The sequence below is a fragment of the Micromonospora sp. WMMA1976 genome (assembly GCF_027497335.1).
Lineage (GTDB): Bacteria > Actinomycetota > Actinomycetes > Mycobacteriales > Micromonosporaceae > Micromonospora > Micromonospora aurantiaca.
On record NZ_CP114912.1, the window covers coordinates 4,587,598 to 4,612,379 of the forward strand.

General features: G+C 73.2%; 22 protein-coding genes and 1 other RNA gene. 6 read left to right on the top strand and 17 right to left on the bottom strand.

What is annotated here, in order from left to right:
* Positions 1 to 551: 551 nt before the first annotated feature.
* Positions 552 to 960, bottom strand: an RNA gene (rnpB, locus tag O7546_RS20930) — RNase P RNA component class A.
* 216 nt (positions 961 to 1,176) lie between these two features.
* On the opposite strand from rnpB, the gene O7546_RS20935 reads away from it, so the two are divergent.
* The gene (locus tag O7546_RS20935; protein WP_269697405.1) at positions 1,177 to 1,938 is read left to right on the top strand and encodes a sulfite exporter TauE/SafE family protein; all 762 of its coding nucleotides are present in this window, start codon (positions 1,177 to 1,179) and stop codon (positions 1,936 to 1,938) included.
* An 11-nt stretch (positions 1,939 to 1,949) separates the two neighbouring features.
* Here the strand turns inward: O7546_RS20935 and O7546_RS20940 are convergent, their stop codons facing one another.
* Positions 1,950 to 3,173: an MFS transporter gene (locus tag O7546_RS20940; RefSeq protein ID WP_281599968.1), complete on the bottom strand. Its 1,224-nt coding sequence runs from the start codon at positions 3,171 to 3,173 to the stop codon at positions 1,950 to 1,952.
* A 56-nt stretch (positions 3,174 to 3,229) separates the two neighbouring features.
* On the opposite strand from O7546_RS20940, the gene O7546_RS20945 reads away from it, so the two are divergent.
* Positions 3,230 to 3,697: a MarR family transcriptional regulator gene (locus O7546_RS20945; RefSeq protein WP_281599969.1), complete on the top strand. Its 468-nt coding sequence runs from the start codon at positions 3,230 to 3,232 to the stop codon at positions 3,695 to 3,697.
* A gap of 44 nt (positions 3,698 to 3,741) precedes the next feature.
* Here the strand turns inward: O7546_RS20945 and O7546_RS20950 are convergent, their stop codons facing one another.
* From O7546_RS20950 to O7546_RS20980, 7 genes are all read right to left on the bottom strand, one after another.
* Complete coding sequence (locus tag O7546_RS20950; protein ID WP_194801085.1) at positions 3,742 to 5,397, bottom strand: sodium:solute symporter; 1,656 nt, start codon at positions 5,395 to 5,397, stop codon at positions 3,742 to 3,744.
* Positions 5,397 to 5,639: a DUF3311 domain-containing protein gene (locus O7546_RS20955; RefSeq protein ID WP_013475661.1), complete on the bottom strand. Its 243-nt coding sequence runs from the start codon at positions 5,637 to 5,639 to the stop codon at positions 5,397 to 5,399. The genes O7546_RS20950 and O7546_RS20955 overlap by 1 nt, the downstream gene beginning before the upstream one ends.
* A 127-nt stretch (positions 5,640 to 5,766) precedes the next feature.
* Complete coding sequence (locus O7546_RS20960; RefSeq protein WP_194801084.1) at positions 5,767 to 6,921, bottom strand: bifunctional RNase H/acid phosphatase; 1,155 nt, start codon at positions 6,919 to 6,921, stop codon at positions 5,767 to 5,769.
* 5 nt (positions 6,922 to 6,926) lie between these two features.
* Complete coding sequence (locus tag O7546_RS20965) at positions 6,927 to 7,664, bottom strand: C4-type zinc ribbon domain-containing protein (RefSeq protein WP_194801083.1); 738 nt, start codon at positions 7,662 to 7,664, stop codon at positions 6,927 to 6,929.
* Entirely contained in the window at positions 7,654 to 8,511 is an 858-nt protein-coding gene (locus tag O7546_RS20970; protein ID WP_194801082.1) for a Nif3-like dinuclear metal center hexameric protein, read from the bottom strand. Before O7546_RS20970 ends, O7546_RS20965 begins: the two co-directional genes overlap by 11 nt.
* Positions 8,512 to 8,605: 94 nt before the next feature.
* A complete protein-coding gene (locus tag O7546_RS20975; protein ID WP_194801081.1) occupies positions 8,606 to 9,187 on the bottom strand; it encodes a flavoprotein in 582 nt (193 codons plus the stop codon).
* Positions 9,184 to 10,413: a helix-turn-helix domain-containing protein gene (locus O7546_RS20980; RefSeq protein WP_194801080.1), complete on the bottom strand. Its 1,230-nt coding sequence runs from the start codon at positions 10,411 to 10,413 to the stop codon at positions 9,184 to 9,186. Before O7546_RS20980 ends, O7546_RS20975 begins: the two co-directional genes overlap by 4 nt.
* Before the next feature lie 250 nt (positions 10,414 to 10,663).
* Between O7546_RS20980 and O7546_RS20985 the strand changes: the two genes are divergently transcribed.
* A complete protein-coding gene (locus tag O7546_RS20985; RefSeq protein ID WP_120568671.1) occupies positions 10,664 to 11,335 on the top strand; it encodes a bifunctional DNA primase/polymerase in 672 nt (223 codons plus the stop codon).
* A 413-nt stretch (positions 11,336 to 11,748) separates the two neighbouring features.
* Here O7546_RS20985 and O7546_RS20990 read toward each other — a convergent pair whose 3' ends face one another.
* The 5 genes from O7546_RS20990 to O7546_RS21010 are packed head-to-tail and all read right to left on the bottom strand — an operon-like array spanning position 11,749 to position 17,980.
* Positions 11,749 to 12,471 (bottom strand): FAD:protein FMN transferase, encoded by a 723-nt coding sequence (locus O7546_RS20990; protein WP_269698136.1) that lies wholly within the window; start codon positions 12,469 to 12,471, stop codon positions 11,749 to 11,751.
* Between the two features lie 50 nt (positions 12,472 to 12,521).
* Complete coding sequence (locus tag O7546_RS20995) at positions 12,522 to 13,118, bottom strand: FMN-binding protein (protein ID WP_194801079.1); 597 nt, start codon at positions 13,116 to 13,118, stop codon at positions 12,522 to 12,524.
* 13 nt (positions 13,119 to 13,131) lie between these two features.
* Complete coding sequence (locus tag O7546_RS21000) at positions 13,132 to 14,547, bottom strand: ferredoxin reductase family protein (RefSeq protein ID WP_194801078.1); 1,416 nt, start codon at positions 14,545 to 14,547, stop codon at positions 13,132 to 13,134.
* Positions 14,544 to 15,923 (bottom strand): DUF1501 domain-containing protein, encoded by a 1,380-nt coding sequence (locus O7546_RS21005; RefSeq protein WP_194801077.1) that lies wholly within the window; start codon positions 15,921 to 15,923, stop codon positions 14,544 to 14,546. The genes O7546_RS21000 and O7546_RS21005 overlap by 4 nt, the downstream gene beginning before the upstream one ends.
* Positions 15,924 to 15,931: 8 nt before the next feature.
* Positions 15,932 to 17,980 carry a DUF1800 domain-containing protein gene (locus O7546_RS21010; RefSeq protein WP_269697408.1) on the bottom strand — a complete coding sequence of 683 codons (2,049 nt, stop codon included), beginning with the start codon at positions 17,978 to 17,980 and terminating at the stop codon, positions 15,932 to 15,934.
* Between the two features lie 446 nt (positions 17,981 to 18,426).
* On the opposite strand from O7546_RS21010, the gene O7546_RS21015 reads away from it, so the two are divergent.
* On the top strand, positions 18,427 to 18,684 hold the full coding sequence (locus O7546_RS21015) for a DUF3040 domain-containing protein (protein WP_135241429.1): 258 nt from the start codon (positions 18,427 to 18,429) through the stop codon (positions 18,682 to 18,684).
* 20 nt (positions 18,685 to 18,704) lie between these two features.
* Here O7546_RS21015 and O7546_RS21020 read toward each other — a convergent pair whose 3' ends face one another.
* A complete protein-coding gene (locus O7546_RS21020; RefSeq protein ID WP_194801075.1) occupies positions 18,705 to 19,697 on the bottom strand; it encodes an SWIM zinc finger family protein in 993 nt (330 codons plus the stop codon).
* Positions 19,694 to 23,014 (bottom strand): DEAD/DEAH box helicase, encoded by a 3,321-nt coding sequence (locus O7546_RS21025; protein WP_194801074.1) that lies wholly within the window; start codon positions 23,012 to 23,014, stop codon positions 19,694 to 19,696. The genes O7546_RS21020 and O7546_RS21025 overlap by 4 nt, the downstream gene beginning before the upstream one ends.
* Before the next feature lie 82 nt (positions 23,015 to 23,096).
* Between O7546_RS21025 and O7546_RS21030 the strand changes: the two genes are divergently transcribed.
* On the top strand, positions 23,097 to 23,957 hold the full coding sequence (locus O7546_RS21030) for a carbohydrate kinase family protein (RefSeq protein WP_269697410.1): 861 nt from the start codon (positions 23,097 to 23,099) through the stop codon (positions 23,955 to 23,957).
* Positions 23,958 to 23,961: 4 nt separating this feature from the next.
* Here the strand turns inward: O7546_RS21030 and O7546_RS21035 are convergent, their stop codons facing one another.
* Positions 23,962 to 24,483 carry a DinB family protein gene (locus tag O7546_RS21035; RefSeq protein WP_194801072.1) on the bottom strand — a complete coding sequence of 174 codons (522 nt, stop codon included), beginning with the start codon at positions 24,481 to 24,483 and terminating at the stop codon, positions 23,962 to 23,964.
* A gap of 86 nt (positions 24,484 to 24,569) precedes the next feature.
* Between O7546_RS21035 and O7546_RS21040 the strand changes: the two genes are divergently transcribed.
* Positions 24,570 to 24,776 carry a hypothetical protein gene (locus O7546_RS21040; RefSeq protein WP_194801071.1) on the top strand — a complete coding sequence of 69 codons (207 nt, stop codon included), beginning with the start codon at positions 24,570 to 24,572 and terminating at the stop codon, positions 24,774 to 24,776.
* Positions 24,777 to 24,782 lie beyond the last annotated feature (6 nt).

Below are 24,782 nucleotides of genomic sequence, written 5' to 3' on the forward strand. Positions count from 1 at the left end.
CCCCACCCGCCTGAGGTGCTGTGGCCAGCACTCTGCGACTCACGCCTTGAGCTGCAGCCCCGGTGCCCGGTGTTCTACCTGGGTACGCCTCGACCGACGATGTGCCGGTTGCCCGATGGCCCAGGCGAGGTAGACGCGGCCCGGCAGTGTGTCTCGGAGCAAGGGGTGGTGCGGCAGCGGATCACCGTATGGGAGCCACCAGCCCGGCTGGCGTTCCACATGGAGTCGACGGATCTTGGTTTCCACCGCTACGTTGACTATCTCGGGGATCTATTCGAGATGGCCCCTGCTGGTCATGGCACGCAGGTCACCCGGACCACGACGTTGACAGTCCGCGGGTTCGGCCGCGCCGTGCTCTATCCGGCGTTATGGGTCGGGTTGAAGTCGGTGCACCGCTTCGTGTTCCGCAACTGGCAGAAGATGGTGTTATCGCCCCCTCGGCCAGGTGACGCTCACTCGCCTACCAGGTGATCGGCCGTCTGACGCATATGGAGTCTTGACAAACGACGACCAGTCCAGACGACAGATGTGGCGTCTGAACTGATGGGCGACGGACGAGTCGACCTGTACGCCGGATTCTGTGACCGGCACGCCCGTAGGCGCACCGGCGGCGGCCATCCATCTCGGCCTGCCGTTGCCGGCAGGCTCCAGCGGCCTACCCGCAGACATCGGGCGGGCAGCCCTCGAGCGTCTGCGCGGGTCGTCATCTTGCGGTGACGGCCCTTTCTTGGCCTTGCTCCGGGTGGGGTTTACCGAGCCACCCCGGTCACCCGGGGTGCTGGTGGGCTCTTACCCCACCGTTTCACCCTTACCGTCCCGTTACGGGCCGGCGGTCTGTTTTCTGTGGCACTGTCCCGCGGGTCACCCCGGGTTGCCGTTAGCAACCACCCTGCCCTGTGGAGTCCGGACGTTCCTCGGCGACGGGCCGGAGCCCGTCGACGCGACCGCCCGGTCGACTCGTCCGTCGCGCCCTCATCCTAACGACGCACCCGCCGCGTCCATTTCCACCCCGGCCCGCGAGTGCGCGCCCGCCACTTCGGGGAGGTGGCGGCATCAACCGACCCTCGATACAGCCACTTCCCCGAGCTGGCGCGGAACCCACTGGCGCGGAACCCACTGGCGCGGAACCCACCGGCCCACCGGCCCGGGAACCGGACGGACTAGCCTCGGGGGATCATGGATCTCTCCGACGCCGCGCTCCTGATCGCCGCCGGCCTCGCCGCGGGCACAGTCAACGCGGTGGCCGGCGGCGGGTCGCTGATCACGTTCCCAGCGATGATCGCCACCGGCCTGCCGCCGGTGGCGGCGAACGTCTCGAACTCGGTGTCGGTCTTCCCGGGGTACGTGGCGAGCGTGGCGGGCAGCCGGGTGGACCTGCCGCGCGGGCGGGAGCTGTGGTCGCTGCTGCCCACCGCAGTGGTCGGCACGATCGCCGGGTGCGTGCTGCTGCTGGCCACTCCCGCGCGGGCGTTCGAGCTGGTGGTGCCGTTCCTGGTGCTGGGCGCGACCGCCGTACTCGCGTTCCAGGGTCCGCTGCGCCGGCTGGTCGGCCATCCGGAACGGCTGGGCGCGCGCCGCCGTACCGTCACGGTGCAGACCATGGTCGCGCTCGGCACTGTGTACGGAGGCTACTTCGGCGCGGCCCTCGGGGTGATGCTGGTGGCCGGGTTGGCGCTGGTGCTCGACGCGACGCTGGCCCGGGTGTCGGCGGTGAAGAACCTGCTCTCCGCAGTGGTGGGCCTCACCACGCTCGTGGTGTTCGCCCTGTTCGGCCCGGTGAACTGGGCGGCCGTCGCGGTGGTCGCGCCGGCCACCCTGTTCGGCGGGTACGCGGGCGCGCGGCTGGCCCGCCGGCTTCCGCAGGTGGTGTTGAAGACCGTCATCGTGGTGTTCGGCACCACCATCGGTCTCTACCTGCTGTGGCGCGCGCTGACCTGACCGACGAGCGGTCAGTAGGCCTCCCCCACCGGCTCCTCCGGTGCGTGCTCGGCGCGGCGGGCGGCCCGGTTCCAGATGACCCGTTCGCCGTAGCCGGCCGCCATCAGGTGACCGAACGCGAGGTACGCGAGCAGGCCCGCGGCGAGCACCCCGAAGCCGACCCAGAACGGCAGCGCCAGGCTGTGCTCGGCGAGCTTGCCGGAGATGATCGGCGCGGGCGCGGCGGCGCCCCAGCGGACCAGGTTGAACGCGCCGGTGGCGACGCGTCGGTCGGCGGAGCCGAGCCCGAGCGCCAGGTCGGTCAGGTTGGCGTTGGCGAGGCCCATGAACAGGCCGGCCACGACCAGCACGACGAGCGACATGGCGGTGCCGGTGGAGGTGGCGAACAGGACCATGCACACCAGCAGGCCGAGCAGGGCGACGCCGACGGTCTGCACGGCGCCGATGCGGTGGGCGAGCCGGTGCCCGAGCAGCAGGATGCCGGCGGCCAGGCCGAGGCCCCAGCCGGTGAACGCCAGGCCCAGCGGGATGACGTCGAGGCGCAGGAACAGCGGCGTGTAGCCGAGGACGACGAAGAAGACGAAGTTGTACGCGGCGGTGACCACGCACAGCGTCACGAACGCGGGCTTGCGGTAGGTGGCGAAGATCTGGCCGAGGCGTACCGGCTGTTGCTTGTTCGCCGGTTCGCGCAGCTTGCGGGCGGCGACGCCGAGCGCCAGCACCATGAACACGCCGCAGACGAAGAACGGCAGCCGCCAGCTCACCTCGCCGAGCAGGCCACCGATCAGCGGGCCGACCGCGAAGCCGAGCCCGAGGGCGGTCTCGAAGAGGCCGACCACCCATTCCCTGTCGTTCGCCAGGTTGACCAGGACCACCATGGCGGTGGCGAAGAACATCGCGTTGCCGAGGCCCCAGACGCCGCGCAGCACGGAGAGCTGCACGATGTCGTTGCTGAACGAGGCTCCGATCGCGGCCAGGCCGACGACGGAGACGCCGGTGACGAGCACCGGCTTGAAACCGAACCGTCCGCTGGCGAGCGTCGCCGGGATCATGCCTACGGCCATGACCGCGATGTACGCGGTGAAGAGCAGCTCGACCTGCCAGGCGGTGACGCCGATCGCCTCGCCGATGACGGGCAGGATCGGATCGACGACGGCGATGCCGGCGATGGCGAGGAACGCCACGAGCGTGGTGGCGTAGATGGCACTGCGGTTGGGCTCGGATCGGCGATCCACTCCGCAACCTCCCAGATAGCTGTATCGTACAGGCATTTTTCTTGTATCATACAGCTATGAGCGAGGACGTCCACGCCGCCGAGGTCACCCTCGGCCGGATCGAAACCGAGGTCGCGCTGCTGATGCGCCTGGGCGAGGCCACCCGCCGGGGCATCGGCACGATGGAGCACCGGCTGCTGGACCGCGCCGCGTACGTGATCCTGCGGCACCTGGACGCCGCCGGCCCGCAGAACGTCTCGGCGCTCGCCGCGCGGCTGAACCTGGACGGCTCCACAGTCACCCGGCAGGTCTCCGCGCTCCAGCGCGACGGGCTGATCTCGCGTACCCCCGACCCGGCCGACGGGCGCGGCACGGTGATCTCCGCGACGGCGGCCGGGCTCCAGCGGATGGCCGCCGTCCGGGCGGCCCGCACCCGGCTGTACGGCGACATCCTCGCCGCCTGGCCCGAGGCGGACCGGGAGACGCTGGCGGACATGTTGCACCGCCTCAACGAGGCGCTCGACGCGCGCAACCGCCGCCGCTGAGGCGCGTTGCGGGCCCCCGCCCGGCGGACGGGGGCCCGCCTCCCCTACGCCACCGGCTCGCGCGCGGAGTCCGCGTCGCGGTCGGCGCCGGGCGTGACGCGCGGGTCGCCCTCGTCGGCGAAGTAGTCGTCCGGCGTGGTGCCGTCCGGCCCGTCGGCCACCTTCGCGGCGCGCAGCACCAGCGTGAGCAGCGCCGCCACCACCAGGTTCACCAGCACCGCCACGATGCCCACGTAGATGGTCTTCGGCGTGTCGAAGCCGAACTTCTCCAGCGGGAACGCCGACCCGGCGAAGTGCTTCTTGCCGGTCGCCGGGTTGCCGATCTGGTAGAGCATCCACATGCCCAGGCCCATGCCGGCCGCCCAGCCGGCGATCAGCGCGCCCCTGTGGAACCAGCGGGTGTAGAGGCCGAGCGCCACCGCCGGCAGCGTCTGCAGGATGATCACGCCGCCGATGAGCTGGAGGTCGATGGAGAACTGCGGGTCGAGGAAGACGATGCAGGCCACCGCGCCGACCTTCACCACCAGCGAGGTGATCTTCGAGACGTTCGCCTCCTGCGCGGGGGTGGCGTCCCGCTTCAGGTACTCCTTGTAGATGTTGCGGGTGAACAGGTTCGCCGCCGCGATCGACATGATCGCCGCGGGCACCAGGGCGCCGATGCCGATGGCGGCGTAGGCGACCCCGGCGAACCAGTCCGGGAACTGCTGGTCGAACAGCAGCGGCACCACTGTGTTGCCGTCGGTGGTGCCCTCCTTCGCGCCTGGTAGCGGCTTCACGTTCGCCGCGATGGCCATGTAGCCGAGCAGCGCGATCAACCCGAGCAGCAGGCTGTACGCGGGCAGCGCGGACATGTTCCGCTTGATCACGTCGCGGTTCCGGCTGGCCAGCACACCGGTGATGCTGTGCGGGTAGAGGAACAGCGCCAGCGCCGAGCCGAACGCCAGCGTCACGTACTGGATCTGGTTGTTCTGGTTGAGCAGGATGCCGTCGCCGGGCGCGGGTGACGCCTGGAACTTCGCATCTGCCGCGTCGAAGATGGCGCCCCAGCCGCCGAGCTTGTACGGCAGCCAGATCACCGCGACCAGGATCACGATGTAGATCAGCGAGTCCTTGACGAACGCGATCAGTGCCGGGGCGCGCAGCCCTGACTGATAGGTGTACGCGGCCAGGATCGCGAACGCGATGATGATCGGCAGGTGCCGGGCCAGCGCGCTGTCCCCGGTGACGCCCATCGTCTTGAGCACCGCCTCGATGCCGACCAGCTGCAGCGCGATGTACGGCATGGTGGCGACGATGCCGGTGATCGCGACCAGCAGCGCCAGGATCGGCGAGCCGAACCGGTTGCGGACGAAGTCGGCGGGAGTGACGAAGCCGTGCCGGTGCGAGACCGACCAGAGCCGGCACAGCACCAGGAACACCAGCGGGTAGATGACGATCGTGTACGGCACCGCGAAGAAGCCCGCCGCACCGGCCCCGAAGATCAGCGCCGGGACCGCCACGAACGTGTACGCGGTGTAGAGGTCACCGCCGACCAGGAACCAGGTGATCCAGCCGCCGAAGCTGCGCCCGCCCAGTCCCCACTCGTCCAGGTGGGCCATGTCCCTCGGTCTGCGCCACCGGGCCGCCACGAAACCCATGCCGCTGACCAGCAGGAACAGCAGCGTGAAGACGATGATCTCGGTGAGATGGTCCCGCCACATCAGTGGTCACCCCGCTTCTTGGTCATCTGGTAGACCAGCGTGGTGGTGCCGACGCCGAGCAGGATCCAGGCCAGTTGCAGCCAGTAGAAGCGCGGGAAGCCGAACAGCCGGGGCGAGTCGGCGTTGAACAGTGCCGGGATCAGCGGCACCACGATTGGGATGAAGAGCAACCAGTTCCAGGGACTCTTGTCCTTCGCCCTGGATCGCGCCGTGTCGAGCGCCTCCGGTTCCGGTGCGGACATGTGACACCCCTCCGGGCATTCGTAGCGGGCCATGTGACGGCCGGAGGCTACGACCCTGTGACGGGGGTCACGTCCAATCGGGTGATGTCGATGCGCCGAACGGCCGCCGGCATGCGCCGAACGGCCGTCAGAGGTCCGTGAGGTGGGAGGTGTCGTTGACCGAGCGGACCGCGACGCCGCCGTCCGGGTACAGGTCCAGCACCGAGATGCCCGCCGTGTCCAGGTAGAGCCGGTGCAGGAACGCGTCGCCGGCGGCGAGCGCGTCGCGCAGCACCAGCTTGATCGGCGAGACGTGGGAGACCACCACGACCGTCTCCCCCGGGTACGCCGACCGCAGCCGGTCGACCGCCCGCCCGGTCCGTTCGGCCACTGTCACGAACGACTCGCCCTTCGGCGGCGCGACCCTCGTGGAGGCGAGCCAGGCGTCCAGCTCGGCCGCCCAGCCCTCACGTACCTCGGCGAAAGTGTGCCCCTCCCAGACGCCGAAGTCGCACTCGATCAGGTCGTCGTCGGTGCGTACCGGCGGGTTGCCGACCTGCGCGGCGACCGCCTCGGCGGTGGCCGTACACCTCGACAGCGGGGAACTGACCACTGCCGCGACGGACGGCGCCAGCGCGGCCACCCGCTCGGCGGTGGCCCGGGCCTGGGCCCGGCCGCGCTCGGTGAGCGGCACGTCGCCCCGGCCGGAGTAGCGCTTCTGCACGGTGCGTTCGGTCTCGCCGTGCCGGACCAGGATCAGCCGGGTGGCCTCCTCGGTCGGGCGCGGCTCCCAGGAGGCGGGCGTGGTGGCCGGGTCGGTGCCGGTGGCCCGCACGACCGCCGCCTCCCGCGCCGCAGCCTTCACGGGGGCGGCCGCCGGCGCGGCGCCGGACGCGGCGGCGTCCATCGCCGCGTTGGCCAGGGCGTCGGCGTGGCGGTTGCGCTCCCGCGGCACCCAGGTGAACCGTACGGCGGCGAAGCGGCTGACCAGCCCGGCCGCCTGGGCGGCGAGCGGACGCAGCCCGGGGTGCTTGATCTGCCAGCGGCCGCACATCTGCTCGACCACCAGCTTGGAGTCCATCCGCGCCTCGACCTCGGCCGCGCCCAGCTCGGCGGCGGCCTCCAGCCCGGCGATCAGGCCCCGGTACTCGGCCACGTTGTTCGTAGCAGTACCGATCGACTCGGACCGCTCGGCCAGTACCTCGCCGGTCTCCGGGTCCCGGACCACAGCGCCGTAACCGGCCGGGCCGGGGTTGCCCCGGGAGCCGCCGTCGGCCTCGATCACCACCGCGCGCACCGCCACGACGACTACAGGCCCGACTCGTTGGTCCGGACCATGATCCGCCGGCACTCCTCGCAGCGGACCACGTCGTCCGGGTCGGCCTTGCGGATGCGGGCCAGGTCGGCGCCGGACATCTCCAGCCGGCAACCGCCGCAGCGGCCACCGGTGAGCAGTGCCGCGCCCATGCCGGTGTCCTCGCGGATCCTGTCGTACAGGCCGATCAGGTCCGCCGGAAGGTCACCGGCGAGCGGCTGGCGGGAGGTGCGCTTGAACTCCTCCTCCTTGGCGATCTCCGCCAGGGTGTCGTCGCGGCGCTGCTCGGTCGCGGCGCGGCGCTCGCGGGCCTCGGCGAGCCGGCTCTCGATGCCGTCGAGCACGCCCTGCGCGGTCTCCCGCTGCTCCATCAGCTCCAGCTCGGCGTCCTCCAGGTCGCTCTGGCGGCGGTTCAGCGAGACCAGCTCGTGCTGGATCGCCTCCAGCTCGCGGGCCGGGCCGCTGCCCGAGGCCAGCCGGGCCTCGTCCTTGCTCTTGCGCGCCCGCACCTGGTCGACGTCCTTCTCGATCCGGGCGATGTCCCGGTCCAGGTCGTCGACTGCCACCTGGGCGCGGACCCGCTCGTCCTCCAGCGCGGACAGCTCACGCGCCAGGGCCTCCAGCTCGGCACGCTCCGGCAGGGTGCGGCGGCGGTGCGCAAGCTGGGCCAGCGCGGTGTCGATCGCCTGGAGGTCGAGCAGGCGGCGCTGCACCTTCGGGTCAGCCTTCACGTCGGGGCTCCTTGTCGTCCGGCCGGGGCGCGGCGGCGTGCACGGTCCACGGGTCGGTGTCCAGGTCGGACACCACGGTCTCGACGTCCAGCTCGGCGGCCAGGTAGGCGGCCAGGTCGTCCAGCCAGGGTCGCTCCGTCGCCCAGTGGGCGGCGTCCAGCAGCGCCGGGCCACCGGCGGCGAGGTGTTCCCCGGCCGGGTGGTGGCGCAGGTCCGCGGTGAGGAACGCGTCCACCCCGGCCGCGGTCGCCTCGGCGAGGAAGCCGTCCCCCGAGCCGCCGCTGACGGCGAGGGTACGAACCATACGCCCGGGATCCCCGGCGGCGCGAACTCCCCAGGCGGTGACCGGGAGCACGGCGGCGGCCAGCCGGGTCAGCTCGGCGAGCGTCATCGGGGTGGGCAGCTCGCCGATGCGGCCGATGCCCCGGCCGGGCCCGGCGGCGGGCGAGCCGGGGCGGGGCGGGTGCAGCGGGCGCAGCCCGGTCAGCCCGAACCGGGCGGCGAGCGCGTCGGACACGCCCGGGTCGGCCACGTCGGCGTTGGTGTGCGCCACGTGCAGGGCGACGTCCGCCTTGATCAGGCGGTGCACGATCCGGCCCTTGTACGTGGTGGCGGCCACCGAGGAGACGCCGCGCAGCAGTAGCGGGTGGTGCGCGACGATCATGTCCGCGCCGACGTCGAGCGCCTCGTCCACGGTCTCCGGGACCACGTCCACCACACAGGCGACCCGGCGTACCGGGTGGTCGGGCTCGCCCAGCACCAGGCCGACCCGGTCCCACTCCTCGGCCCAGGCGGGCGGATAACGGCGGTCCAGGGCGGCCACCACGTCGGCGACGGTAGTACTCACGGGCGGCCAGCTTACCGGCGTCCGGGCCGGTACACGCCGACCGCCGCCGGGCGCGGCCCCCGGCGTCCGCCGAGGGCCGTGCCCATCGCGCCTCTCAGCCGACCGGAGCGACCGGCCGGTCCGCGCCGCGCAGGGCGGACAGACCGGCGTCCCAGGGGAAGGCGTCCGCGCGCCGGTCCCCCGTGCCGGGCGGATGCAGGCGTACGACGTGGTCGCCGAACACCACCCGGACGCCCCACTGCCCGAGCCGGTCGAGGCTGGCCCGGAACGCCGGGTGCCCGGCCATCGCCTCGTTCGTGTACGGCACGGCAGCGATCGGCACCCCCATCCCCTGCGCCTCGACCAGCAGGCCCAGCGCCAGGGTGTCGGTGATGCCGACCGCCCACTTGTTGATCGTGTTGACGGTGGCCGGGCACACCAGCATGGCGTCGGCCGGGGGCAGCACGTCCGGGTCACCCGGGTTCTTGTAGTGCGTACGCACCGGGTGGCCGGTCTGCCGGGCCAGGGCCGCCCGGTCGACGAACTTCGCGCCGTCCGGCGTGGTGACCACGCAGACCGTCCAGTCCTCCCGCTGGGCGAGGTCGACCAGCCGGCCGACGTGACGGGCCAGCGGCGAACCGCAGGCGATGACATAGAGCACCCGCTGGTGCCCGTTCGCGGTCTCCGGACCGCTCATACTCCGACTCCCATGTGCTCAGCCAACTCCGCGATCGGCGGAGGCGGCGCACCACGTGTGCGACGGAGAATCTCGGACATCAATTCGTGGGCTATCGGCCGGCACCGGATCTCCGACGGCGCGAGCCGGTCACCGCGCAGCAGCATGTCCCCGGCGCTGGCCACGTCACCGATCTGGGAGTAGCCCCGGGCCAGGTCGAGCAGGTGGTGCGCGCGCCGCTCCGGCAGCAGCGCGTTGAACGCGGGCTCGGCCAGCCGCATGTGGGTCTCCACCGCCCGGCCACCGTCGCCCAGCTCGACCGCCGCCGCCGCGCGGTGCAGCTCCAGGTTGGTCGGGCCGAAGGAGGTCCAGTAGTGGTTGTGGTCGCCGCCGAGCAGCTTGGCCGCCTCGTCGGCGCCGGCGAGCAGGTCGTCCACAGTCGCCGAGTCGCCGATCCGGGCGGCCGCCATCGCGCCCTGGAGCAGCAGCATCCCGTACACCGAGAGCCGTTCCGGGCGGACGTCGTTGTCGCCGCCGGGCGCGAGCCGGCCCGCGATGCGGACGTTGAGCTCCAGCGCCGGGCGGGGGCGGCCCATCGCGACGAGCGCGTTGCAGACGCGCGTGGTGGCGATGCCGGCCAGCAGCGGGTCGTCGGCGCGCTGGGCCACCGCCATCGACCGGTCGGCGGCGAGCCAGGCGAGGTCGCACTCGCCGAGCTTGCGCAGCACCGACGAGGCGATCTGGTAGACCTGCCCGAGCAGGTGGGCGGCCTCGCGTACCTGGTCGCCGGCGGCGTAGCCGGCGTCCGCCGCCTGGGCGTCGCGCAGCAGCTTCGGCAGCGCGCGGGTGAGCATGCCGTAGCGGCCGTACTGGTAGGTGAGCCAGGCGTGGTTCACGGCCTTGCGCATGTCGGCCAGCGGCGGGGGGTAGGGCGCCGCGTCGAAGTAGGCGCTCATCGAGTCGTACCGCTCCAGGGCGGTGCGGATCTCCTCCACCTCGACCTGGTCGATGCAGTTGAGCGCGTCGGTACGCCGTTCCGGGTCCTTGCCGTGCAGCAACTGCACGTCGATCTGGAGGATGTCGGCGATCTCGTAGAGCACGGAGAACTTGTCCAGCCGGCGGACGCCGCGCTCCACCTTGTCCACCCAGCTCTTGGACTTGCCGAGCCGGTCGGCGAAGACCTGCTGGGACATCTTGCGGCGGCTCCGCCAGTACGCCACCCGCCGGCCTATGGGCAGTTCGTCCATTCCCGCTCCCTCCCCCTCACGGCGCCGGCCGGTCCCCCCACGTCCCCCAGGCTCGCGCCGATCGCACAGGTTGTGCGTCCACCGTCCAGCCAGTTCTCGTAGTTTTCGTGCAAGTTGCACCGACCGTTAGTCACCTCAACGAGCGTGGGTTACGGCAGTGACGGCTTTCAACGTGTGGCTTGTGGACGGTTCGGCTTGTGAGCGGTCGGGGCTTGTGGACGGTTCGGCGGGACCAGAGGGGACGGCAGACATGTGGAGGAACGTCCGACCGCGCGTCGCTCACCTCTCGCCGCTGGAACGGGTCCGGCTGCGCCGGATCGCGGTGCGGTACGCGCTGCACGGCTGGCCGGTCACCCCCGGCGCCTGCCTGGCGAACAGCCGCTTCGTCTGCGGCCGGGCCGGCTGCCCCACGGTGGGCTGCCACCCGGCCCTGGAGGACTGGGAGCACGCCGCCAGCGCCGACCCGGCCCGGGTGGCCACCTGGTGGCGCAGCCGCCCGCACGGCATCCTGCTGCCCACCGGCCGCGCCTTCGACGTCCTGGAGGTCGCCGCCCACCTGGGCCGGCAGGTCCTGGACGCGGTCGCCACCCATCCCGCCGGATTCGGCGTACGCGGGCCCGCGCTGGTCACCCCGACCGGCCGCTGGATGTTCCTGGTACGCCCCGGCGACCCGCTGCGGCCCGAACTGGAGCACTGCTTCCACGTGGTCCGCCACGGACCCGGCTCGTGGATTCCGGCCCCGCCGACCCGGCTGCCCGAGGGGACGGTGCGCTGGGCGGTCGCCCCGGAGCAGGCCCGCTGGCAGCTACCCGACTCGTACCTGGTGCAGAACGCGCTGATCGCCGCGTTACGGGCGGCCGGGGTGACGCTCGGCGCGGACCTGTTCCCCGGCCATCTCCCGCTGCCCCGCCGGGGCCGCTGACGTTTCTCCTGGTCATGGTCGGTCCGGCGCCCCGGACGGGTGGCCGACAGCGACCTCACCGGCACCGGACTCGTTGAACCTGGCGAGGGCGCGTCTGCGCCAGAGCGGGGGTTTGACCATGTCCAGGGACGACGCTGCCCGCCACACCGGCGGTACCGAGCCGGCGCGGCCCCGCCGCCGCCTGCACCCGTGGGCCTTCACCCGACCGCTGGGCGTCCGCCCCGGCCGCCCTCGCCCGACGGGCTCCCGCCCCGCCATCCTCCACCGCCCCCTCCGCTGACCCCGCTTCTCCTCTCCCTCCCAGCCCGCGCCTCGCCCGACGCCCCGTTGATCATGAAGTTGGCAGTGCGACACGCCGGGCGGCGGTGCCGCTAACTTCATGAGCAACGGGGCAAGGGGGAGGGGGACGTAGGTCAGGAGAGCGGGAGGGTGCGGGAGTGGTGTTGGTGAGCGTCGTCCGTTACCACGGCGTGCTGCCAGGGGGACGGTAGGCGGTCCAGCCAGGCCAGGCCCGGTTCGCCCATCGCCACCGCGGCTGTCGCGTACGCGTCGGCCACGCCCAGGTCCGGGCCCACCACAGTCACCGAGCGCAAGCCCGTCGCCGGTATGCCCCGGCGCGGGTCGACGACGTGGTGGCCGCGCTCGTACACGCCCGAGGTGGCGACCGCCAGGTCGGTGCCGGTCAGCGCCAGACAGATCGCCGCCGCGTCCCAGGGATGCCGCACCCCGATCCGCCACGGCTGCCGTGTCGCGTCGCGGCCGCGTACGCGCACGTCGCCGCCCGCGTTCACGCAGTGGTTCGGCGCGCCCGCGGCGACCAGCCGGTCCGAGGCGACCTGCGCCGCCCAGCCCTTCACGTAGCCGGACGGGTCGAGGCGCCCGGTCGCGTACGCGTCGAAGAACCCGTCGGTGGCGGTCCACAGGTCGGCGCAGGCGGCCAGCACGGCCCGCAGGTCGGCGGAGGCGTCGGCGACCCGCAGCTCGCCCCGGTCGATCCGGCACAACTCGCTGTCGTCCCGGTACGTGCTGAACCGCGCGTCCACCTCGCGCAGCCAGCCGAACGTGTCCCCGGCCAGCTCGTGCAGGGTGGACGCGGGCAGGTCGTCGGCCAGGTCGAGGCTGATCGCCGTACCCATGATGTGTTCCACCCGGCGCAGGCCGGGACGAACGGCGGAGGCCGGGACGGTCACGCCTTGTCCAGTGCGCCCTGCAACGACTGCTTGTACGCGGTGCTGGTGTAGGTGGCCCCGGACACGGTGCTCAGGTTGGCGCTCTGCCGGGCCACCACCTCGCCGGAGGTGCCGCTGTAGCGGGCCTGCACGTCGTCGCTGCGCTGCCCGGACTGCCCGCCCAGCGGCAGCCCGATCCCCGTGGCGTCGACGATGCGGCTGCCGCTGAGCGTGATCCGGACCTGGAGCGAGCCGTACTCGTAGGTGACCGACGGCCCGGTCACCGTGCGGGTGGTGACCTTCGGCGCGCTGGTGGTGGTCCGTGGCGCGGCGGGTGCGGTGGTGGTACGGGTGCCGCCCCGGCTGGCCGCGCTGCGGTCGGCGGTCGGCTTCGGGGTCGGCTTCGACGAGGCGCGCGGCGACGGGGTGACGTCGGCGGGCGCGGAGCCGGTGGGCGACGGCGGTTCGGGCGCGGCCGAGCCGCCGGGGGCGACCGGGGCGAGCGCGGCCGGTACGTCCGCTCCGGCCTGCCCGGCGCCCGGCGCGCCCTTGAGCACCACCAGTGCGGTGGTGCCGGCGGCCAGTCCGGTGATCGCGAGCAGCGCGCGACGCATGGGTAGTGCCTCTCTACAGCTCGAACGCGGTCAGGTGGATCTGGCGGCGGGGCACGCCCGCCGCCCGCAGCGCGGCGACCGCCTCGTCGACCAGGCCCCCGGGGCCGCACAGGTAGACGTCGCGGCGGGTCAGGTCGGGCACGAGCCGGCGCAGGCCCTCGGGGTTCATCACCTGGCGGGGGCCGGGGTCGTCACGGCGGCCGACGACGTACCAGACGGAGGTGTGCCGGGCCTGCGCGAGCCAGTCCAGCTCCTGGTGCAGCAGCACGTCGGCCGGGGTACGCGCCCGGTAGATCAGCGCCGCGCCGGGCGGCAGTTCCTCCAGCATCGCCCGCAACGGCGCGATGCCGCTGCCCCCGGCGATGAGCAGCGCCCGTTCCCGGGTGCGGTGCGCGGCGGTGAACGTGCCGGAGGGGCCCTGCGCCCAGACCCGGGTGCCGGGCGTGAGGTCGCGCAGTTCGGCGGTGTACCCGCCGACGACCTTGACGGTGATCCGCAGCCAGCGGTCGTTGGCGGCGGCGGAGACGGAGAACGGGTGCGACTGCCACCAGCAGCCGGGGTTCAGGAAGCGCCAGCGGAAGAACTGCCCGCCGAGCAGGTCGATCTGGTTGAGCCGCTGCCCGGTCAGGTAGACCGAGACGGTGTCCGGGCTCTCCGCCACGACGTCGGCGACGCGCAGGCGGTGCCGCAGGTTGAACATCAGCGGCGCGAGCATCCGGCCCCACACCAGCGCGGCCACGACCAGCAGGTACGCGGCGATCCAGCCGGTACGCACCGGGCCTGGTTCGTAGAGCTGTGCGCCGTTGCTGAACTGGTGCGCGTAGCCGAGCAGCAGCGTGAGGTAGCTGGCGGCGTGCAGCAGGTGCCACAGCTCGTACGGCAGGCGGCGCCGCACGGCGCGTACCGCGGTGAACGCGACAGTGACCAGGATCCCGGCGGCGAGGAACGCGGTGACCATGTCCTCGTAGTCGGTCAGCAGCGCGCCGACCTCGCCGAGCACCGTCTTGCGTTCCTGGCGGGCGTAGCCGACCACCAGCAGCGACATGTGCGCGAGCACCGCCACCAGCAGCGTCGCACCGAGGTCCCGGTGCACCCGGGAGATCCGCTCGCCGCCGAGCGCGCGTTCCAGCACGCCGAGCCGGCTCATCATCAGCACCTGCACCAGCAGCAGGTAGCCGGCGATCAGGCCGGTGATCCGGCCGCCCGCGGTGAGCAGGTCGGCGGTGTCGGCGAGCGATCCGGCCGGGGTGTCCAGCCACCACGGTCCGACCGCGGCGACCAGGCCCAGCCAGAAGAACGCGGCGAGCACACGCCGGCCGCCGGGTCCGCGACGCGGACGACCCGGGGGTACGGGGGCAGCCGGACGGCCGCCGTACGGGGCGGGATGCCCGGTACGGCGGCCGGCGGCGCGGATGTCCTGGTACGTCACGCGTAGATCTTGACCGGGGTGAACTTCTGCCGGGGGAAGACCTTGTCCACCTGGGCGGTGGTCAGGCCGAAGCGGCCCTGCGCGACCGATCCGTAGACGTTGAACATGTTGTTGTATTCCGGCACGTCGCCGCTGTCCAGCTTGTCCAGCCCGTTCCAGGTGCCGAGCAGCGAGTTCGCGAGCTTGCGGCCGGACAGCACGGTGACCACGCCGCCGTGCCCGTGGTCGGTGCCGCCGCCGTTGGAGCCGACCCGGCGGCCGAACTCGCTGGACACCATGATGGTCACGTCCGCCGCCTGGTCGCCCAGGTCGGTGAAGAACGCGGCCATCGCGTTCGCCAGTTCGTTGAGTCGCCGCCAGAGCTGGCCACCCTCGCGGGTGCCCTGGTTCTCGTGGGTGTCGTAGCCGCCCATGCCGACCGTGGCCACCCGCACGTTCGCGCCGCCCTTGATGAGCTGGGCGAGCTGCTTGAACGCGTTCCCGACGCCCTGGTACTGGACGCCCTCGGCGGCGGCGTACGGCTTGGCGGCGAGCTTCTGCGCGGTGGCGAGCGCGCCCATGCCCTCCTGCACCGCCTCCTCGACCGGGTGGTTGATGCCGGTGAACAGGCCACGGATGGCCTTCTCGGTGGCCGCGCGGTACTTGTCGGCGCCGTTGAGCCGCAGGTCGCCGACGCTGTTGAGGGAGATCGCGCCGTTCACGCCGACCAGCGAGCGGGGCAGCGTGCTGCCGATGCCGACGCTGCGGAACGCGGTGCCCTTGCCCAGCGAGTCGACGAGGCTGTCCAGCCAGCCCCGGCCGCCGGTCTCGCCGGGCAGGCCGCCCAGGTTGCACGCGTCGGCGGCCTGGAAGTGGCTGCGCGACAGGCGCGGGTCGGACACGGCCGGCACGAAGCCGAGCTGCCCGGCCTTGAGCCACTTCTCCAGCGGCGCGAACGCGCTGGTGAGCTTGAAGCCGCGGGCCAGCGCCAGCGAGTCGTTGCCGAGCAGCAGGTCGGGGCGCGCCTTGGCGAGCACCGGGTCATCGGCGGGAGCGACCAGGCTCAGCCCGTCCAGCCCGCCGTAGAGGAAGACGTGGATCAGCGTGCCGGTCTTGGTCGCGGCGAACGACGCCGACGTGGTGACGAACTGCGCGGTCGCGAGCGCGGTCGCGGTCGCGGCGGCGCCGGCGACGAAGGTACGCCGGGTGACGCCCCGGCCGTCCTGCTGCGCCTCCTCGATCTCCTCCAGCCGGCGGTACCGGTCGGTCTCGGCCGCGTTCTCGGCCGCGACGATGTCCGCCTCCGCGCGCAGCAGCGCCTCGGCCGGGTTGTCGGCCAGCCGCCGCAGGTCGGGGCATTCGGGGTGCAGGGGGTACGGGTTCACGGTCATCTCCATCGAATGCCTCACCGGAGGTGGTGCTGGGGGGACGCGAGGATCGTCCGCGCGACAGCGGCGATGGCCCCGTTGAAGGTGGCGTCGACCTTGGCGCTCTCGGCCACGCCGGCGACGGCGAGCACGAGCTTCCTCTCCTTGGCGCTCAGCTTCTGGTGCACCAGCCGCTGGGCCAGCGCGTCCACGTACGCCCCGGCGGTGGCCGGCGGCTTCGCCACCAGCTTCTCCGGCTTCACGAAGGTGAACTGCTTGCGGTAGCCGGCGATCAGGTCACCGGCCTCGTTCCAGCCGTCGATCATGGTGCCGGCCGAGGTCCAGGCCAGGTACACGTCGGCGTAGCCGTCCGGGGTGGGCTTGCCCATCGGGTACTGGCCGAGTTCGCGCATCTTGTCCTGGATCTGCCGCAGGCCCTGCGCGAACGGGGTGCGCCGGTTGTCGCCGGAGTAGTCGGGGGCCGCGTCCGGCGAGACGCCGAGCGCCCGGTACGTGGCGACCAGGTACTCCATCGGGCGGCGTACCTTCTGCCCGACCGCGGCCCAGAACTCCGAGGAGCTGAACAGCGTCGCCAGCACCGGCCGGATCTGCCCCTTGTTCGTGGTGTACGCCTTCGCGAGCCGGTCCACCACGGACTTCGGCGGGGTGTCGGAGACGAAGCGGGTGGCGAGGTTCTGTGCCACGTACCGCGCGGTCGACGGGTGCATCGCGATGTAGCGGATGTACGAGTCGATGACCTTGTCGGCGGCCACCGGGTCGTCGGAGTTGTTGGCGTGGCTGAACCCGAGGATCTTCACCTTGCCGAGGTAGTGCCGCTCGGCGAAGAACTTGTACTTGCCGTCGGCGACACCGCGTCCGGTCTGGAGCAGTGCGGCCTGGCGGACGTCCTTCTCGGTGTAGCCGCCGTCGACGCCGACCGAGTACAGCTCCAGGTTCTCCCGGGCCAGGTTCTCGTTGACCGCGTCCTTACGCGAGTCGACCTGGTTCAGGTAGAGCAGCAGCGCCGGGTGCTTGTTCGCGGCGACGAGCATCTCCGGGTAGCTGCCCAGCGCGTGCTTGCGGATGACGTCCCGGTCGAACGCGTTGCGGTAGTTCTCCCCGCCGTCGAAGTCGGCGGCGACGTGCAGGAAGTCGTTCCAGAAGTCGACCATCACCTCGAACAGCTGGCGGTCGGACCAGATCTGCCGGGCGATGGTGGCGTCCACCGTCTCCCGGGCCGGGTCGACGCCCTTCTCGTTGAGCTGCTCGCGCTGGTCACGCAGCTGCGTCGGGCTCAGCTTGAGCGACTGCAGCTCGGCCAGCTTCAGCTCGGCCTTCGTCGGGGCCTGCTTCTCCGGCTGGAGCTGCCCACGCAGCCAGTCGTCGATGCCGACCCGCTTGACCTCGGCCATCATCTTCTGCGTCGGACCGAAGGTGGTCCGGCTCAACAGGTGCCGGATCGGGTCCTTGGCGAGCACCGTCTTCACAGTCACCTTGGTCGCCGCGGCGGCTTCGGCCGGGCTGCCGTAGAGCCGTCCGCCGGACGGCGCGTTGCGCTTGAGCGCCTCGCCGGCCCGGGAGCCCATGTAGCTCTCGTTCTGCTCGGTGTAGGTCCGTACTGTGCTGGGCTGCTGCCCGCTGGGCCGGGCGGCGTTGCCGTCGGTGGTCACGGTGCCGGTGGCGTCGCCGGCCGGCGCGTCACTGAACAGGCCGCGCACCTGCGGGGACATGGCCAGGGCGGCGCCACCGGCGACCACCACGGCACCGCCGAGGGTGGCGAGCGCCCGGCGCCGGCCCCGCTTCGGGGCCTCGTCGCCGTCGTCGTCCAGGTCGGGCAGTCCACCGCCGGGCGGCGGGCCGTACCCGCCGGCGGACTGGGCGTAGCCGCCGGACTGGGGGTAGCCGGCGGGGGCCGGCGCGGCGGGGGCGAAACCGTTCGGCCCGACCCACTGCGGGCCTGCGGCGGGGTGAGCGCCGGCGTGCGGCGCGGCGTGCGGGTCGCGGTACCCGTCCGGATGGGGGTGCTGGTATCCGTCCCAGCCGCGATCGTCCCGGGGGCGACGCGGTGGCACGTTCAGGTCGGCCATGTACCTATCCCGTTTTCTTCGAGCGCCGGCACGCCTGCCACCCGGGGGGTCGGGTGGCGCAGGGGCGGCGACGGTTGCCGGAGAAGTTGCCTACGGGAAAGTAGCCATGCCGTCCCGGCCGCTCAAGGCGCGCCGGACGCGCTCGTGAGCGCACTTAAGACAGTGCTCATACCTGCCGGGGAGGGCGCGTCCCGACCGCCGGGGCGCGGCGGCCTCCGGAGCAGGGCCGACCCGGGCGCACAGCGCCCGGATGCGAGGTTTCGCACCCCGCCGCCGCCGCCGGACGCGTTCAGCGCCTCACCGAAACTTAAGGTACGGATAAGCCTGCGCTGAGAAGCTCGTTCCCCCTGTCCGGTACGGCGAAACAGCAGCAGCGGCGGCGCGTGACCGGCCTCCGATCCGGGTATGCCGCCGAACCGCTGAAGCCGTGAGGGGAAGGCACCGCCATGCTCAGCCAAGAGGATCAGCGCAGGTTCGAACAAATCACCCGCCAGCTGCGGGAGAGTGATCCACGTTTCTTCGCCCGGTTGGACAGCCGGATCAAGGGCCGCCGGGGCCGGTACATGATGCTGTTGACGATCGTGCTGTGGGCGTCGCTGCCGGCGATGACAGTGCTCGTCGGACGGCTCGCCGGGGCGATCTGCGCGGTGGTGCTCGTCGCCAACGCCGCAGTGATGTGGCGCTTCCGCCGCCGCCTCCTTTAGGCGTGAGGAAGGGCCCCTTGTCAACGCTCGCCTGCGGGTTCGCCGCGGCCGAACTCCCTGGGGGACGCGGCTTCGCCGCGGCTGAACTCCCGGTACGCCCGGCGCAGCCGCTCGGCCAGGCCCGGCCCGCCGATCCCGGCACCGGGTGAACCGAGCTGGCGCAGCAGCAACTCCGGGCCGGTGGCCAGCGTGGGCGGACGGTCCGGCAGCGCCACCGGCGACAGCCAGAACCGGGCCGGTTCGGCGTCCGCCTCGACCGGCGGCAACCCGGCCAGGGCTCGCGCCGCGCCGACCACCGGCACACCGGTCGTCCCGGCCGGCTCCGGCCCGGCACCCGGCACCGCCTCCGCGCCATCGACTGCGCCAGCACCGCCGGCTCCGCCAGGACCGCCGGCTCCGCCCAAGCTGCCGGTATCGGCGGCGCGCAGCGTACGCAGCCGGTCCAGCAGCTCGGTGCGGGATCGGCCGCGCCAGTGCAGCAGGTGGAACGGGTCCGCGTCGAACGCCTCGGCGAGCAGGTAGAACGTGGCCGCCAGGTGTTTGCACGGCACCGCGAAATCCGGGCAGCCGCAGCGCTGGTCCAGCTCGCCGATCTCGGCCGGGAACAGCGGCGCGCCCGCCTCGGCGAACAGCTCCTCCAGTTCGGCCGGCAGGTCACCGGCGAGCAGCCGGGCGCTGAAGAACGCCTGCCCGGCCAGTTCGGCCTCGATCCGCCGCCAGGTCTCCTCCGGGTACGCGGCCAGCCCGATCCGCACCGGGTAGGGCCGTGGCCGGGAGCCCTGCACCTCGGCGGTGACCTCGCCCGGCGACACGTCCAGCCGCAGCACCTGGCCCCGGCGCGCGTACGCCCGTCCGCGGGTGAGCCGGGAGCCGAGCGCGAACGACTCCAGCACCTCCACGAAGCGCCGGGACCACCAGGACTGACCGATCGCGCCCCTGGTGCTGCGGGCCCGCAGGCCGCCCTCGACGCGTACCGGCGGCCCGTAGTCCTCGAACCGGTTGAACGGGCTCACTCGACCACCGCCCCGGACTCCAGCCGGAACAGGTCACGCAGCGTGTCGGTGGACAGCTCGGTGACCCACTGCTCGCCGCTGCCCACCACCGACCGGGCCAGGCTGCGCTTGTCGGCGATCATCGCGGCCACCTTCTCCTCGACGGTGCCGGCGCAGACGAACTTGCGTACCTGCACGCGGCGGCGCTGTCCGATGCGGAACGCCCGGTCGGTGGCCTGGTCCTCGACGGCCGGATTCCACCACCGGTCCACGTGCACCACGTGGTTGGCGGCGGTCAGGGTGAGCCCGGTGCCGCCGGCCTTCAGTGACAGGACGAACAGCGGCGGACCCTGCGGCGTCTGGAACCGGGTCACCATCGCGTCCCGTTCGGCCTTGCCGACGCCGCCGTGCAACAGCAGGACCTCCCGTCCGGTACGCGCCGACAGGTGCCCGCGCAGCATGCCGCCGAACTCGGCGTACTGGGTGAACAGCAGCGCCTTCTCCTCCGCCGCGAGCACCTCGTCGACGATCTCGTCGAGGCGTTCCAGCTTGCCGGACCGGCCGTCCAGCGCGGATCCGTCGTGCAGCAGCTGGGCGGGGTGGTTGCAGACCTGCTTGAGCCGGGTCATGGTGGCCAGCACCAGTCCGCGCCGCTCGATCCCGTCGCTGGACTCGATCTTCGCCATCATGTCGTCGACCACGGCGCGGTAGAGGGCGGCCTGCTCGGCGGTGAGGTTGCAGACCACCTCCATCTCCAGCTTCTCCGGCAGGTCGGTGATGATCGTCGGGTCGGTCTTGAGGCGGCGCAGCACGAACGGGCCGGTGATCCGGCGCAGCCGCTCGGCCACCTCGGCGTCGCCGTGCCGCTCGATCGGTTCGGCGAAGCGCTTGCGGAACGTCGCGGCCGGGCCGAGCAGCCCCGGATTCGCGAACTGCATGATCGACCAGAGGTCGGCGAGCCGGTTCTCCACCGGCGTACCGGTGACCGCGACCCGGTGCCGCGCGGGCAGCGACCGGACCGCCTCGGCCTGGCGGGTTGCGGCGTTCTTGATCGCCTGCGCCTCGTCCACCACCACCCGGTGCCAGTCGACGCCGGCCAGCTCGAACGCGTCCCGGGCGGCCACCGAGTACGTGGTGAGCACCAGGTCCGCCTCGCCCACTGCGGTCGCGAAACTCTCGCCCCGGGCGCGCTCGGCGCCGTGATGTACGTGTACGCGCAGTCCGGGCGCGAACTTCGCCGCCTCGCGCTGCCAGTTGCCGACGAGCGACATCGGGCAGACCAGCAGCGTGGGCCCGGCGTCCGGCGGGTCCCCGGCGAGCAGGGCGAGCAGCTGCACGGTCTTGCCGAGGCCCATGTCGTCGGCGAGGATGCCGCCGAGCCCGAGCGACTGGAGGAACGCCAGCCAGGCGAGCCCGCGCCGCTGGTACGGCCGCAGCGTCCCGGTGAACCCCGGCGGCGGGTCGGCCGGGGTGAGCCGCCGTTCCGCCTCACCGGCGAGCAGTTCGCCGAGCGCGCCGTCGGCGACCACGTCCAGCACCGGCAGCTCACCGGCACTGTCGTCACCGGACAGTCCCATCCGGAGCAGGTCGGCCACCGTCAGCTCGCCGGAGGACCGCAACAGCTTCAGCCCGGCCTCCAGCCGCTGCGGGTCCAGCTCGACCCACCGGCCGCGCAGCCGGACCAGCGGCGACTTCAGGTCGGCCAGCGACGCCAGCTCCTCGGCGGTCAGCGGCTCGTCGCCGAGTGCCAGCTCCCAGCGGTAGTCGACGAGCGCGTCCAGCCCCAGCTTCCCGGTGTTGGTGGCGACAGCACCCGGCGCGGTACGGCTGCGCGCCCGCAGCCGCGCCCCCAGCCGCGACGAGGAACGCCGCCACCACGACGGCAGCAGCACCCCGAACCCGGCCGCGTGCAGCACCGGCGCGCCCTCGCGCAGGAACCGGTGTGCGCCCTCGGCGTCCAGTTCCATGCCCTCGGGCGCGGCGGTACGCAGCGCGGCGTCCACCTCGGGCCACAGCCGGCTGGCCCGGCCCAGCTCGGCGAGAAGCGTCTCCTGCGGCTCCACGCCCCGGGCGGCGAGCGCCGGTGCGGGCCGCTGCCAGATGTGCGCGGCGTCGACCACGAGTCCCGGCTCGTCGGCCGGGTGCAGGCCGAACTCGACCCGCCAGACGGCGTCCTCGACCAGTTCGGCGACCGGGTCGACGGCCGGCTCGACGAGGCGGAACGTGGCCCGTACCGCGCCGCCCGCGGCGTCGCGCTGCCAGGCGTCCAGTTCGTCGCGCAGCGTCGCCAGCGCGTCCGGCTCGGCCGGGAAGGCGCGTTCCGGGCCGGTGAGCGCGGCCAGCCAGCGCGGCACCGCGCCGACCGGGCGCATCCCCCGGTGCAGCCGGGCGTCGGTCAGCGCCACCCGGGCGGCGGCGTCGACGAGCTCGTCCAGCGCCTCCGCGACCAGCTCACCGGCCCCGACGTCGTCGGCCCGCCCGGCCCACACGTCCTCCGCCGGACCGCTCGGCCCGCTTCGCGGGGCACTTCCTTCCGGCGAGCGCCCGGCGCCGCCGCCCGTCCGGACATCAGCCGACCCCGAGACGACCGCCGCGCCGCCGATGGCAGCCCGCGCGGCCGAGACCTCGGGTCGCCACTCGCGAGCGGCGCAGGCCGCCGGTGGCAACGCCGTCGCCAGGTCGCGCGCCCAGGCCGCGTCGGTGCCGGTGAGCAGTGGCCGCCAGAGCGCCCACGCCGTCGCCACGTCGGCCGCCCCGACGGCCCGCAACGGCCGCCCGGACCCCGCCGCACCCGAGCCGACCGCGCCCGAGGCCGCCGGTGAGCGTCGCGCCGAGGTCCGCCCGCCGGTCGCGGCCGACCCGCCAGCGCCACCACCGGGGTACGCCTCGAGCACGACCGGCAGCAGCCGGCCGCGTACGACCAGGTCGGCGGCGAAGTCGGCCAGCTCGCACAGGTGACGCAGGCTCGCCCCGACCGGGCCCGGCATCGGGGTGCGCAGCAGCGCGTACGCGTCGTCCGGGGCGTACCCCAGGGCGGGAGCCCGCCATCCGGCGCGGGTGACCGGGCCGCGGACCGGTTCCCCGACGGTGGCCCGGACCAGTTCCGGCGAGTCCAGCGGCGAGCCGGCCCGGGTCGGCAGGTCCAGCCGGACGGAGATCGGCTCGCCGGGCGGGCCGTCGAGCGCGGCGGCGAGCGCGGCGTGGTCGGCGGCGAACGGGTGCGGGCGTTCGCGCGGGACGCGGCCGGGACGGCGGGGCGCGCGGGCCGGGAGCGTGCTGTCCTCGGCCCACAGGGCGAGCCCGGCGCCGGGCAACCACAACCCGTGGACGACCAGCACTGCTCCCCCTCGACGGCGCCGGGTCCCGGAGACGACGCCCGGGGGCCAGGATAGGCGGCGGGTCGCGGTTATCGTCGGCGACATGGTCGACCTTCTCGTGATCGGCGGGCTCGGCGTGGACGTCCGCGTCCAGGTGCCCGCCCTGCCGCCACCCGTCGCCGACTCGCTGCTGGTGCCGCCGATCGACCTGCGGATCGGCAACACCGGCTCCGGGGTCGCGCTGGCCGCGCACGCGCTCGGCCTGCGGGTGGCGCTCGTCGACGTGCTGGGCGCCGATGCGGCCGGGGACGTGGTGCGGGCGGCGCTGGCGCGTACCTCGATCCGGACCACGCTCGCGGACGCGCCGGCCGGTACCCGCCGCTCGGTGAACCTGGTCGACCCGGCGGGGCGGCGGATGTCGCTGCACGATCCGCGTCCGTGGTCGGGGCCGGCGCCGTTCGGCGAGGCGGAGCTGGCCGCTCTCGTCGCCGAGACGACCCACGTCCACCTGTCGATCATGGACTGGGCCCGGGACTCGCTGGGGGTGCTGCGCGCCGCCACGTCGGTCTCCACCGACCTGCACGACTGGGACGGCGAGAACGACTACCACCGCCCGTTCGCCCGGATCGCCGACCTGGTCTTCGTGAGCGACACGCGGCTCGGCGAGCGGGCCGTGAAGGAGGCCGCCGAGCTGGCGCCGCGCACGGTGCTGGTCACCGGCGGGGCGGCGGGCGCGACGCTGCACACGCCCGGCGTGCCGCCGACGCACGTGCCCGCCGCCACCCCACTGGGGCCGGTGGTGGACACCAACGGCGCCGGGGACGCGTTCGCGGCCGGGGTGATCGCCGCCCGGCTGCGCGGCGCGGGCGTCCTCGACGCGGCCCGGTACGCCGCCCGGGTGGCCGCCGCCGCCTGCACCCACGACGGGATGGAGTATCCGGATGGGCTGCTGCCCCGCGAGTGACCGGTCAGATCGCGCCGGTCTCGCCGTCGGTCAGCTCGCGCAGGATGTCGGCGTGCCCGGCGTGCCGGGCGGTCTCCTCGATCAGGTGCACCAGCACCCAGCGCAGCGACACCTCGCCGAGCTGCGGGTGCGGCACCACGTGGTCGAGGTCGAACCGGGCGGCGACCCGGCGGGATTCGTCGCAGGCCGCCTCGTACGCGGCGACGAGCGACTCGACGGTGTCGCCGGCGCCCAGCGTGAAGCTGGCGTCGGCGTCGTCCTGCGAGGTGACGTAGACGTCGCCCGGCTCGGGGGCGAACAGGCAGCGGAACCAGTTCCCCTCCACCACCGTCAGGTGCTTGAGCAGCCCGGCCAGGGTGGTCAGCGAGGGCACCAGGCGCCGGGCGGCGTCGGCGTCGGTCAGGCCGCGCGTCTTGCGCAGCACTGTGGCCCGGTGGAAGTCGAGGAACGCGTCGAGGATCGCCCGTTCGCCGCCCGTGCGGGCGAGGACCGGACCGAGTGTCGGATCGATCGTCGGGTGCGCCATCCCCGGACCCTAGTACGCGGTGTGCCCGCCCCGCTGCCCCGCGTGATCCCCCTGCGCGGGCGGGCCGGCCGGGGCAGGATGGGCGCATGGCTTCCACGGTGCAGATCCCCCTGGTGGGCGGTACGGCCGACGGCGAGACCGTCACCGTCGAGCTGGACGTCAACGGCCGCCCGCCGCTGACCCACCACCACCTCGGGTCGAAGGGGCTCGCGGAGGCGCAGATCTACGAGCTGGAGTCGGGCGACCAGCCGGGCCGCGAGTGGGTCTACGCCTGGCGCGGCCCGGCGGTCTGACGGCCC